This window comes from Sphingobium sp. (genome assembly GCF_032153725.1).
Taxonomy (GTDB): Bacteria; Pseudomonadota; Alphaproteobacteria; order Sphingomonadales; family Sphingomonadaceae; genus Sphingobium.
In genome coordinates this window covers 1-12159 of record NZ_JALDYQ010000106.1, presented here as the reverse complement: position 1 = coordinate 12159, position 12159 = coordinate 1, and the positions used below count along the sequence as shown (strand labels likewise).

9 protein-coding genes are annotated in these 12159 nt (G+C 61.1%); 8 read left to right on the top strand and 1 reads right to left on the bottom strand.

Translation table 11 applies throughout. The features are described 5' to 3' along the window. Positions 1–1078: hypothetical protein (locus RUH75_RS21950; RefSeq protein ID WP_313809324.1), on the bottom strand; the 1078-nt coding region annotated here is incomplete at its 3' end. A gap of 440 nt (positions 1079–1518) precedes the next feature. On the opposite strand from RUH75_RS21950, the gene RUH75_RS21945 reads away from it, so the two are divergent. The 8 genes from RUH75_RS21945 to RUH75_RS21910 all read left to right on the top strand — a co-directional run bounded on the left by RUH75_RS21945 (position 1519) and on the right by RUH75_RS21910 (position 12140). Further along, entirely contained in the window at positions 1519–1929 is a 411-nt protein-coding gene (locus RUH75_RS21945) for a c-type cytochrome (protein ID WP_313809323.1), read from the top strand. 15 nt (positions 1930–1944) lie between these two features. Beyond that, positions 1945–2340: a VOC family protein gene (locus tag RUH75_RS21940; protein ID WP_313809322.1), complete on the top strand. Its 396-nt coding sequence runs from the start codon at positions 1945–1947 to the stop codon at positions 2338–2340. Positions 2341–2422: 82 nt separating this feature from the next. Then, complete coding sequence (locus tag RUH75_RS21935) at positions 2423–2935, top strand: gluconate 2-dehydrogenase subunit 3 family protein (RefSeq protein WP_313809321.1); 513 nt, start codon at positions 2423–2425, stop codon at positions 2933–2935. A 33-nt stretch (positions 2936–2968) separates the two neighbouring features. Continuing rightward, positions 2969–4540 (top strand): GMC family oxidoreductase, encoded by a 1572-nt coding sequence (locus tag RUH75_RS21930; protein ID WP_313809320.1) that lies wholly within the window; start codon positions 2969–2971, stop codon positions 4538–4540. 159 nt (positions 4541–4699) lie between these two features. Next, on the top strand, positions 4700–5974 hold the full coding sequence (locus RUH75_RS21925; RefSeq protein WP_313809319.1) for an Nramp family divalent metal transporter: 1275 nt from the start codon (positions 4700–4702) through the stop codon (positions 5972–5974). Further along, positions 5967–9455, top strand: a complete 3489-nt coding sequence (locus RUH75_RS21920; RefSeq protein ID WP_313809318.1) for a pyruvate carboxylase — start codon at positions 5967–5969, stop codon at positions 9453–9455. The genes RUH75_RS21925 and RUH75_RS21920 overlap by 8 nt, the downstream gene beginning before the upstream one ends. Beyond that, positions 9452–11662, top strand: coding sequence for a TonB-dependent receptor (locus RUH75_RS21915; protein WP_313809317.1), 2211 nt, complete (start codon positions 9452–9454; stop codon positions 11660–11662). Before RUH75_RS21920 ends, RUH75_RS21915 begins: the two co-directional genes overlap by 4 nt. Positions 11663–11693: 31 nt before the next feature. Then, positions 11694–12140 carry a thioredoxin-like domain-containing protein gene (locus RUH75_RS21910; protein ID WP_313809316.1) on the top strand — a complete coding sequence of 149 codons (447 nt, stop codon included), beginning with the start codon at positions 11694–11696 and terminating at the stop codon, positions 12138–12140. Positions 12141–12159 lie beyond the last annotated feature (19 nt).

Below are 12159 nucleotides of genomic sequence, written 5' to 3'. Positions count from 1 at the left end.
GCCAGAAATTGGCCCACCAGCCGGCGGAGAAGAATTGCGCGACCTTGTGGACATAACCCTTCTTGACGATGGAATCGAAGGCTTCATGGACATCGTCATGATGGATCTTGATGCCGTATTTCTCGAGCGGCAGCATGTAGGTGCGATAGTAATCCTCGAAGATCCAGCGGTGCCACAGTTCCGCATAGCTCTCCTTGTTCTTGTCGCGGTTCTTGGTGCCATATTCGATGATGGTGCCGATCGCCGCGTCGACGATCATATGGTTCTGCCAGAAGGAGTAACGAATATCGCGTTCCAGCAACAGGTGATTGTCGGGTTCCTTCAGGATCGACATCAACATCGAGTGGCCGTTGCCGATATGGCGGCTTTCGTCCGACTGAACCGAGAGGAACACCGTCGGCAGCGCATAGTCCCCATTACGCGCCGCTTCGGAAGGCATCGCCACGAACAGCGTGTTGGTGAACGCCGTCTCGGCGGCGACCTGAAGATAGATGTTCGACGCGGTGATCGCGTCGCCGGTCAGAAAAGCTTCACCGAACTGACGGCCGATGGTGGTGGCATAGCATTTGCCGAACGCCTTTTCGGTGATGTCGAAGCCGGCGGGATCGATATAATTCTCCATGTACCACTTCTTCAGGTTCATCTGAATAGTGGAGTGACGGAACTCATCGACCATCTGCATGGTGAAGCCGGTGCGCAGATGGTCGCCCGGGGCGAGCTGGCCCAGGGTTGCCATCGAACGGGCGGCGGAGATTTCCGGGAAGGGGATGATCGCCAGGAACAGCTTCATCCATTCGATCCAGCGGGGTTCGACATTGCGGAACATGTCGCCGCGCAGGGCGGCGTCGAGCGCACCATAGACGCGGTTGTCCTTTTCTTCCTGCATCGGGAAGTAGGAGCGCAGGACCTGCTTCATCGGGTCCTTGGGGGTCTTGCTGATCTTGTAGTCGGTAGGGAAGTGCATGGCGTCCTGCACATAGGACGGCGTCCAGCCCAGGTCTGCGATCAACCTGGTGGCTTCGCTGATACTTATCCCCTTCTGGCTTATTATCTTGTTGAGTGTTAGCGCCTCGGTCATCACTTATCTCCCGTTGACCTGACCTGTGGCCAGGCATTTGCGAATTGGTGCAAGTTCCGCGGCTGATGTGCATCACACAAAAACGGGGGGTAGCCGCGGAACCTGCTGACGAAACCGGACCGCCGGCAACGCCACCAATCACTTCAGCAATAAGCGTGCCAGATTATAGATAAGGCGATTTTCCAGTTATAGTCGAAGCGATGTAGTATTGTGTGGCTACTTATGTCCTTTGTGCCACACAAATCTGTCGCACTATCCCCAACTGGGTGAGACAAACTGATACAATGCTGCACAGTATCGCTCATGTCGTCATGATACGCGGCACATCTTTCCCCGAAAATTGCGGACTTTTCTCTCTTTGGCACGATGCTTGCTGATCGGTTGCTGCAATCTGCTCGCGCGTCCGACGCCGACGGGATTGAAAGAGAGGATAGAGGATAATGACACTCGCGAACATCTACCCTTATCGCTGGAAACTGACACGCTTCGGCACGATGCTGATCGTGCTGGCGGCCGTGAAGATCACGCAGGTCGACGCGCAAACCGTTCCCTTGTCGGGGGGCAAGCTTTTCGCGCAGCAGTGCGGAGCCTGTCATTCGGTGAAAGCGGGCGAGACGCGCGTTGGTCCATCACTGGCGGGCATTGTCGGCAAGACTGCGGGCAAACAGGCCGGCTTCTCCTATTCGGATGGGCTGAAGCGCAGCTCCATGAAATGGAATCCGGCCACCCTGGATCGCTGGTTGACCGACAGTGCCAAGGCAATTCCCGGTAGCGTCATGGGTTATAAACAAGCTGATGCGGCCAAGAGGAAGGCCATTATCGGCTATCTTCAGGCACCCACCGGAAAATAGAGAAGAGATATTGCGATGGCCAAGATCATACACACAATGATCCGTGTGATGGATGAAAAGAGATCCCTGGATTTCTACGACCGGGCTCTGGGTCTTCAGATCGCCGATAGATTTCCGTTCGATGGATTCACGCTGATTTATCTGCGGAACCCGGAGAACGATATCGAAATTGAACTGACGGTCAACCATGATCAAACGGAGCCCTACACGCATGGCGGCGGCTATGGTCACATTGCCGTCGCGGTCGACGATCTCGATCGGGAACATATCCGTATGGCAGTTGCGGGCATTGCGCCTCAGCCGATCAAGGAGTTCTTCCGCGAAGGCGCCCTGATGGCGCGCTTCTTCTTCATCGTCGACCCCGACGGTTACAAGATCGAAGTCCTCCAGCGTCATGGTCGATATCAATGAGAGGTCTTTCCAAGAATAGGGGCCCCGAGATGCGGAGCCATTGCAGAGGAGAGGAATAATGAGGTTAGTTGAAAAGAGGACGATGCTAAATCGTCGAGCCTTTCTGGGGCAATCTGCGGGCGTCGCCATTATCGCGGGCGCAGTATCCGCGATCGGCACCGAAGCTGTCGCCGCGCCGCTCAAGACCGTCACGGCTTCTGCTACCCCGACGTTGCTGAAGATGGCCCGCGATCTCTACCCTCATGACCGCCTTCCCAATGGCTTTTATGAGACAGCGCTCGCCACCATCGACGCCAAAGTTGCCGCCGAGCCCGGCTCGGCCAAGCTTCTGTCCGATGGCGTGGCGAACCTCGACAAGATCGCAAACGGCAAATTCGGCAAGCCTTATCTGGACATCGTTGCCGAAGCGGATCGCGTCGCGGTTCTGAAGGCCATTGAAGGCACCCCATTCTTCACCCGGATGCGCGGCGAGATGATCACCGCGCTCTACAACCAGGAAGAGCTGTGGGCCAAGCTTGGCTACGAAGGATCTTCAGCCGAACATGGCGGATACATCCATCGCGGTTTCAACGACATCGACTGGTTGCCGGCCTGATCGCCAGCAAGCCCGGAAGAGAGGATTGATCAAATGACTACGAAATTCGCCTTGGGCGACGACAGTGTCGTCGTTGTCATCGGTTCAGGTGCCGGTGGCGGAACATTGTCGAACGAGCTGGCCCAGAAGGGTATCAAGGTCGTGTGTCTTGAAGCAGGCGCGCGATATGAAATCCCCGACTTCATGAACAATGAGTGGGATAGTTTCGACCAGCTTGCCTGGAAGGACAAGCGCACGACTTCGGGCACCTGGCAGGTGGCGAAGGACTTTCCCAACCTGCCCGCATGGATCGTCAAGGCGGTCGGTGGCACCACCACGCACTGGGCCGGCGCATCGCTGCGCTTCCAGGACCATGAGTGGAAGGCGCGGACCACTTATGGCGACATTCCCGGTGCCGCCCTGCTCGATTGGCCCGTCACCGCCGGGGAAATGGCGCCGTGGTACGACAAGGCGGAACTGAAGATGGGGACGACCGGCACCCATGGCATTCCGCGCCTGCCAGGCAACAACAATTACAAGGTCCTTGCCGCCGGCGCCAAATTGTTGGGCTACAAGGAATTCCATACCGGCAACATGTCGATCAACAGCCAGCCGCGCGACGGCCGGGGCAGCTGCCAGCAGATCGGCTTCTGCTTCCAGGGTTGCAAATCCGGCGCGAAATGGTCGACGCTGTACACGGAAATCCCCAAGGGCGAGGCGACCGGCAAGCTGGAAGTGCGCCCCGAATGCCAGGTCATCCGGATCGAACATGCGCCCTCCGGCAAGGTGACGGGCGTCGTCTATGCCGACAGCAAGGGCGTTCTGCACAAGCAGAAGGCGCGCGCGGTCGCTCTGGCGGGCAATTCGATCGAAAGCCCCCGGCTGCTCCTGAATTCGGAAACCAACCAGTTCAGGAACGGCCTCGCCAACGGCGCGGGACATGTGGGCCGCCACTATATGCGGCACACCACCGGGTCGGTCTATGCGCAGTTCGACAAGCCGGTCCATATGTATCGCGGCACCACCATGGCGGGCATCGTCCGCGATGAGGCGGTGCATGATGCGAAGCGCGGATTTGTCGGCGGCTATGAGATGGAAACCATCTCGCTGGGCGTGCCGTTCACCGCCGCCTTCCTCAGCCCCGGCGCATGGGGCCGGGAGTTCAGTTCCGTGCTGGACGGCTATGACCGCCTGGCCGGCATGTGGCTGGTGGGCGAAGATCTTCCCCAGGCCGACAATCGCGTGACCTTGAATAAGGACGTCAAGGATGCGTTCGGCATGCCGGTCGCGAACGTCCATTATGACGACCATCCGAACGACGTCGCCATGCGCAACCATGCCTATCAACGCGGCATCGCGCTCTATGAGGCGGTGGGCGCCAAAAGGACGTTCAAGACGCCCCCTTATCCCTCCACCCACAATCTCGGCACGAACCGGATGAGCGACAGGGCGGAAGATGGCGTCGTGAACAAATGGGGGCAAACCCATGAGGTGAAGAACCTCTTCATTTCCGACGGCAGTCAGTTCACCACGAGCGCGGCTGAAAATCCCACGCTCACGATCGTGGCGCTGGCCATTCGTCAGGCGGATCATATCGCAGGCCTGATGGCAAAGAACGAAATCTGACGATCGATCAGGGAAGCCGCGCCGTCACCAGCGTCATGCGGAGCTAATAGAAGGAAAAAGGCGATGGAGAGCGCTGCTTCCATGTTCGGTCAGGATTGGCCGCACAGCAAGGACGAGGCCAGGGAAGCGAGTTGGCGGCGGAGGCGAGGAGAACCTTCCTTGACGGAGGTTTTCCGGACCGTGCCGGTGCGGGGCGTCGGATGGCGCAGGCTGTTCTCCTTCCTGGGCCCCGGCTATCTTGTGGCTGTCGGCTATATGGACCCGGGTAATTGGGCCACCGACCTTTATGGCGGTTCGGCCTTTGGCTACACCCTGCTCTCGGTCATCCTGCTGTCGAACGTCATGGCGATGGTGCTTCAGCATCTGGCCGTTCGTCTGGGCATCGCGACGGGACGCGACCTGGCGCAGGCCTGCCGGGACCAATATAGCAAGCCGACCGTGGCACTGCTCTGGCTATTCTGTGAAATCGCCATCTGCGCCTGCGACATGGCCGAGTTGATCGGTACCGCCATCGCGCTCCAACTGCTGTTCGGCATTCCGCTTGTCTGGGGCGTGGCGCTCACCGGCTTCGACGTTCTGATCCTGCTGCTGTTGCAAAGGAGCGGCATCCGGTTTCTGGAGGCATTCGTCGCGGTGCTTCTCCTCAGCATAGCATTATGCTTTGCGGTCGAGATGGCCCTCGTGCGGCCGGATTGGGGTGGTGTCGCCGGCGGTTTCGTGCCCAGCTCGAAAGTCTGGACCGATCCCATCATGCTCTATGTCGCGATCGGCATCATCGGCGCCACCGTCATGCCGCATAATCTCTATCTTCATTCCGCGATCGTGCAGAGCCGGTGCTATGACCGGAGCCCGAATGGAAAGCGCGAGGCGCTCCGCTTCGCCACGATAGATTCCACGTTGGCCCTGTTCGGCGCGCTGTTCATCAATGCTTCCATCCTGATCCTGGCGGCGGCCGCATTTCATGCGACCGGGCAAACCGTCATCGAAATCGCTCAGGCGCATAAGCTGCTGTCACCCACTTTGGGCGTTGCAGCCGCATCGACCGTGTTTGCCGTGGCGCTCCTGGCCTCGGGACAGAATTCCGCGATCACCGCCACGCTCGCCGGCCAGATCGTGATGGAAGGCTTCATGAACTGGCGCCTGCCGCCGTCGTTGCGCAGACTGCTGACGCGCGGGATAGCGATCGTGCCCGCGCTGTTCGTCACCTATGCCTATGGCCAGACCGCAACGGCAAAGCTGCTGATCCTGAGCCAGGTCATATTGTCGCTGCAACTGCCCTTTGCGGTGTTCCCGCTCATCGCCTTCACCAGCAGCCGGGCGAAGATGGGAGAGATGGTTTCTCCACGCTGGCTTTGCCTGAGCGCATGGATGATCGGCCTGCTGATCGCGCTGCTCAACCTCAAGCTGGTCTGGGACGTTTTTTCCAATGGCTGACATGTCCTACACCATTGTCGATCCTGCTCGTGCCCGGATACGCAAGTTACTCGTGGCCAATCGCGGAGAGATTGCCATCCGCATATTCCGTGCGGCAGTCGAAATGGGTATTCAGACTGTTGGCATCTATGCGGAGGAGGACAGGCTTTCCCTGCATCGCTTCAAGACGGATGAAGCCTATTGTCTCGAAACCTGCGTGGGACCGATTGCCGCCTATCTCGACATCGAGCGGATCATCGAAATCGCCCGGAAGGCCGATGTCGACGCGATCCATCCGGGCTATGGCTTTCTGTCTGAAAATCCCGACTTTGCCGAAGCCTGTGCCGCAGCGGGCATCCTGTTCATCGGCCCTTCGCCCGACACGATGCGCCAGCTTGGCGACAAGGTGTCCGCGCGGGCGATCGCGATCAAGGCCGGCGTGGCCGTCGTTCCCGCCAGCGATCCATTGCCCGGCGACGAACGGGAAATAAGGCGGATCGCCGCGCAGATCGGCTATCCGCTGATGCTGAAGGCAAGCTGGGGCGGCGGTGGCCGTGGCATGCGCCCGATCGAGGATGAGGGGAAGCTGATCGAGGCGGTACGCTCCGGCAAGAGGGAGGCGAAAGCCGCCTTCGGTCGCGACGACGTCTATCTTGAAAGGCTGATAGGGTGCGCCCGGCATGTCGAGGTGCAACTGCTGGGCGACCGGCACGGAAATCTCGTTCACCTGTTCGAGCGCGACTGTTCGATCCAGCGGCGCAACCAGAAGGTGATCGAGCGCGCGCCTGCGCCCTATCTTGATGAGGCGACGCGTTCGGTTCTTTGCGAGGCGGCGCTCAAGATCGGCCGGGCCACCGGCTATGTCGGAGCCGGCACCGTCGAGTTTCTCATGGACGAGGTCGACGGTGCCTTCTATTTCATCGAAGTAAACCCACGTATTCAGGTCGAACATACCGTGACGGAGATGGTCACGGGTGTCGATATCGTCAAAGCACAGATCAGGATTGCCGAAGGCGCCGCAGTTGGCGACTGTACCGAAAGCGGCGTTCCGCCCCAGGCCGATATCAGACTCAATGGACATGCGCTCCAATGCCGGATCACGACTGAGGACCCGTCGAACAATTTCATCCCCGACCATGGCCGAATTTCCGATTATCGAAGCGCGCTGGGTTTCGGGATAAGGGTTGATGGGGGAACATCCCATGCCGGCGCCGTCGTCACGCGCCATTATGATCCCTTGCTGGAGAAGGTGACCGCCTGGGCTTCAACCCCATCGGAAGCCATTGCCCGCATGGGCCGGGCGCTTCAGGAATATCGGATCAGGGGGGTGGCCACCAATCTGGCCTTCCTCCAGAATGTCCTGAGGCACCCCGATTTTCTGCTGAATCGCTATACGACCCGGTTCATCGACCAGACGCCTTGCCTGCTTGCCCCCGACGGACGGCAAGACCGGGCGTCGCGCCTTTTGCAATATATTGCCGAGGTCACGGTCAACGGGCATCCGGACGTGGCGGGTCGCGCCAGGCCGCCCGCCACCGCCCGGGCTTCCGTCCAGCCAAAGGAGCAAGGGCTGATCAGGCCCGGAACACGGCAAATCCTCGAGAACGAAGGACCTGCGGGACTCGCCAGATGGATGAGGGCGCAGAAGGCGCCACTCATCACCGATACGACGATGCGTGACGCGCACCAGTCGTTGCTTGCGACCCGCATGCGGTCCGTTGACCTGGTGGACGCAGCCAGCATCTATGCAAGGGGCCTGCCTCAACTCTTCAGTCTTGAATGCTGGGGCGGCGCCACCTTCGATGTCTCGATGCGGTTCCTGCAGGAGGACCCGTGGGAACGGCTGGCCGCCATTCGTTCGCGGGCGCCCAATCTCCTGACGCAAATGCTGCTGCGCGGGGCAAATGCCGTCGGCTATACCAACTATCCGGACAATGTGGTCCGCTACTTCATTCAGCAGGCGGCGAAGGACATTGATGTCTTTCGCATCTTCGATTGCCTCAACTGGGTCGAAGGCATGCGCGTTGCCATTGATTGCGTTATCGAGAGCGGCAAGGTCGCGGAAGGCGCGATCTGTTACACGGGCGATATCCTGGATCCCGACCGGGCGAAATATGATCTTTCCTATTATGTCGGCCTTGCCCGGCAGCTGGAGGCCGCGGGTTGCCATGTCCTCGCTATCAAGGACATGGCGGGGCTTTTGAAACCGGCGGCCGCCAGCGTGCTCGTGAAGGCGCTGCGCCGTGCCACCGACCTGCCGATCCACCTTCACACGCATGACACCTCCGGCGCGGGCGCCGCCACGCTGCTCGCCGCGATCGAGGCGGGAGTGGACGTGGTCGACGCCGCGATCGATTCCATGTCGGGAACGACCTCGCAGCCCTGTTTGGGCGCGATCGTCGAAGCCCTGCGACACACGCCGGGCGAAACCGGGCTCGACCCGTCGGTGATCCGGCGGCTCAGCGCCTATTGGGAGGAGGGGCGCACACGATACGCGGCCTTTGAAAGCGATCTCCGCTCCGGCGCCTCGGAAGTTTACCAGCATGAGATGCCGGGTGGCCAGTTCACCAATTTACGGGAGCAGGCGCGCAGCCTGGGGCTGGAGAGCCGCTGGAATGAGATAGCGTCGGCCTATGCGCAGGCGAACCGCCTGCTGGGCGACATCGTGAAAGTCACGCCATCCTCGAAGGTCGTGGGCGACCTGGCGTTGATGATGGTTGCCCAGTCCCTCTCTCCGGAAGAAATCCTCGATCCGCATTGTGATGTTGCCTTCCCTGCCTCCGTCGTCGCGATGCTGCGCGGGGATCTGGGCCAACCGCCGGGAGGGTGGCCGGTCGAGTTGCAAAAGCGGGTTCTGGGCGGCGAAGTGCCGATCGCCGTTCGTCCCGGAAGCCTGCTGCCCCCGACCGACCTCCTTGCGGAACGCAGCACGGCGGAAGCGACGTGCGGGCGCTCGCTCAGCGATGCCGAATTCGCCAGCTATCTCATGTATCCCAAGGTGTTCGCCGAGTTCGTGGAGGCGCAACGCCGCCATGGGCCTGTCTCCCTCTTGCCGACCTCCGTCCATTTCTATGGAATGGCTGTGGGGAACGAGATCAGCGTCGAAATCGGGCAGGGCAAGGTTATTGTCATCCGCCTGCATGCGGTCGGCGTTCCCGACGAGGATGGCATCGTCTCCCTGTTCTTCGAACTAAATGGGCAACGTCGCCTGATCCATGTCCAGAGCCAGGGGGGCGTCCCCGCTCCGGCGGCAGGGCGGGTTGCGGATTCATCGGACGTATCACATGTCTCCGCCCCGATGCCCGGCGTCATCGTGACGCTGCCCGTAACGGCCAGGCAGCAGGTTCGCGCGGGGGAACTGCTTCTCACTATCGAGGCTATGAAGATGGAAACGGCCCTGACCGCGCAATTTGACGGCGTGGTGGATGAAGTGTGCGTCGGCATTGGCGACTGCATAGACGCCAAAGCGTTGCTCATGATTGTAAAGCCGAGCACGCCATGATCGGGAGAGCGGAACTGGCGGGGCTGAAGGCCCGGGTGAGCGGGAAGCCGGTGCTGGCCTTCCTTTCGGGCGCGGAGCATGCCTCCGGGCGTCTATCCGGCGCGGGGGGCAGGGCGCGCCGGCGTCTGATGGCCTGTCTGGCCATGACCGGTGGACTGGCATTGCCCGCCCAGCTCATGGCGGAGGAAGCAGATCGACGAGCGGACATCGTGGTGACGGGAACGCGCACGGCCCGTTCGGTCCGGGACGCTCCAATCCGCACCGATGTCGTGGGCGGCGCGATATTGCAATCGACCGGCTCCCGCAATCTGGCCGATGCGCTGGACTATCTTCCGGGCGCGCGATCCGAAAGCAATTGTCAGAACTGCAACACCACCGAAATTCAGCTTCTGGGCCTGCCTGGAGCCTATAACCAGATTCTGCTCGACGGATTGCCGCTCGTGACCGGGGTTGCGGCCGTTTACGGCGTCGAACAACTGCCCGCCGTTCTGATCGACCGCATCGAGGTCATGAAGGGAGGCGGTTCGGCGCTTTACGGTCCCGGAGCGCTCGCCGGCGTCGTCAATGTCCTGCCGGTGAAGCCCACGCGATCGGGCCTGCGCGCCAGCATCGATTATGCGCGGCTAGGGGGAGCGAACGCCCTGACGGGATCGGTCATGGGTTCGTTCGCGTTGCCCGGCGGGGATATCGTCAGCCTCTATGTCCAGGGCGCAAGTCAACCGGCGGTCGACCTGAATGGCGACGGGTACAGCGAACTGGCGCGACTGCGACAGAAGGGCGGCGGCATTCGGGGCGCGATCACATTGACCAGCCTGACGCAGCTGAAATTCGATTATCAATATACGGACGAGCGCCGGCGAGGCGGGAACCGGTTCGATCAGGCGCCCTATCTGGCAAATATCGCGGAAGCCATAGACAGCCGCATTCATCGCGCCAGCCTGAGCCTTGACCATCGTCTTGGCGACAGGACCATGGCGACGGTCACCTATGCGCTTTCGCGCATCAGCCGCAACAGTTTCTACGGCGGACTGGGGGATGTGGAGACGGACCCTGAAATGCCCGGCTTCGACAGCGGCAGGCTGGCTCGGGCGATCGCTGTCAGCCGCCGTCAATATGGCACGACCCGGGACACGCTCAATTATGGCGAACTGCGTCTCGCCACATCCCGAGGCGCGCATGAACTACAGATCGGCGTTCAGGCCCGTAGCGAGAAGGTGGATGACCGCAATGTCGATGTGGACGGAACCGTCCTCGGCACATTGACCTCGGGCAGCTTCTCGACAGTCGGCGCCTTCGTGCAGGATGAATGGACCCTGTCGAGTGCCGCCAGACTGCTCCTGGGCGCCCGGGTGGATCGAAGTTCCGTTCTGGATGGCCTGATCCTCTCGCCGCGCATCGGACTTTGGTGGTCGCCAGATTCGGCCTGGGTGATCCGCGCCAATTGGTCCAGCGGGTATCGCGCGCCGGAGATTTTCAGCGAAGATGTGCATGTTGCCGTGCTCGGGGCTGCTCCAGTCCGGGTTCGCAACGCGCCACGCCTCGCGCCGGAGCGGGCCGCCAGCGTTTCGCTGGGCTTTGACTGGCGGCCGAACTGGAGCGACGGCAGGCTGACGGTCGACGGTCAGGTCTATCTCACCAGATTGCGCGATGCCTTCATGCTCGGCGGGATTCTTCAGGATGCAGGCGGGTTGTTCCAGTTGCGGGACAATGCCGGGGGCAGCCGCGTGCTGGGCGCAGAGATCAACGCCAGCTTGCGCATTACCGAACGCCTGCGCGTGGCGGCTGGCGGGGCGTGGATCGATGCGCGTTACGACAGCCCGCAGAAAATCTATCAGAGCGCCACCCGTCAGATCTTCACGCGCGGCTATTTGAAGAGTCCTCATGCGACCGCGGTGGGGCAAATGTCCTGGACCCTGTCTCAGAGCCTCGAAGCCTTTCTGGCGCTCCGCTATATTGGTTCGATGCATGTGCTCAACAATCGCCTGGGCGTCGTCCGGAGCACGCCGGCCCTTCTGGTGGCTGACATGAGCGCCACGCGGCATGTCCATCTGAGCGGCGATCGGGAGGTCGATATCACCATCGGCCTGCGCAATATCACCGACGCACGCCAACGCGATCTGGAGACGGGTCCGATCCGCGACAGCGATTATGTCTATGGCCCGCGCGGTTCGCGCACGATGTTCGTGCAAGCCCGTGCACATTTCTAGACGCGATCTCCTCTGCGGTTCCGCAGGCCTGTTGCTGGCGTCGGCCGGTGCCCGCGCAGCCGGCCCGCTGTTCACGGCACTCGAACGTCTCGATCGGGGACGCCTGATACCCGCGACCCTTCATGAGAGTACGCGGCGGATTTTGATCTATTGCGGGGCGGGATGGTGCGGTCCATGCCGCGCCTTTCAGGTCAGGCTGAGGGCCGCGCAGGAGCAGTTGCAAAAAGAATCGGCCATCGAAATCATGTATGTCGGACATGACTCAACCGTACAGGCCCATCGCGACTATGTGATCAGAGAGCGCATGCCATGGCTTCTTGCACGCCATGACGCACCCGCCACCCGCCAGCTGCGCGCGTTGGGCGGGAAAGCGCTGCCGGGCCTGCTCCTCATGGACATGAGCGGACAGCTTCTCAGGACCAGTTGGACCGCGGACGGCGCGAGCGCGCCTGCGAGACTGCTGAACGAGTTGATATGAGCAGGCTTCCGAACGTGGT

Excerpts from the sequence above, each read along its gene's own strand:
- RUH75_RS21945 (WP_313809323.1), top strand. The coding sequence starts at position 1,519 with ATGACACTCGCGAACATCTACCCTTATCGCTGGAAACTGACACGCTTC.
- RUH75_RS21935 (WP_313809321.1), top strand. The coding sequence starts at position 2,423 with ATGCTAAATCGTCGAGCCTTTCTGGGGCAATCTGCGGGCGTCGCCATT.
- RUH75_RS21920 (WP_313809318.1), top strand. The coding sequence starts at position 5,967 with ATGGCTGACATGTCCTACACCATTGTCGATCCTGCTCGTGCCCGGATA.
- RUH75_RS21930 (WP_313809320.1), top strand. The coding sequence starts at position 2,969 with ATGACTACGAAATTCGCCTTGGGCGACGACAGTGTCGTCGTTGTCATC.
- RUH75_RS21915 (WP_313809317.1), top strand. The coding sequence starts at position 9,452 with ATGATCGGGAGAGCGGAACTGGCGGGGCTGAAGGCCCGGGTGAGCGGG.
- RUH75_RS21940 (WP_313809322.1), top strand. The coding sequence starts at position 1,945 with ATGGCCAAGATCATACACACAATGATCCGTGTGATGGATGAAAAGAGA.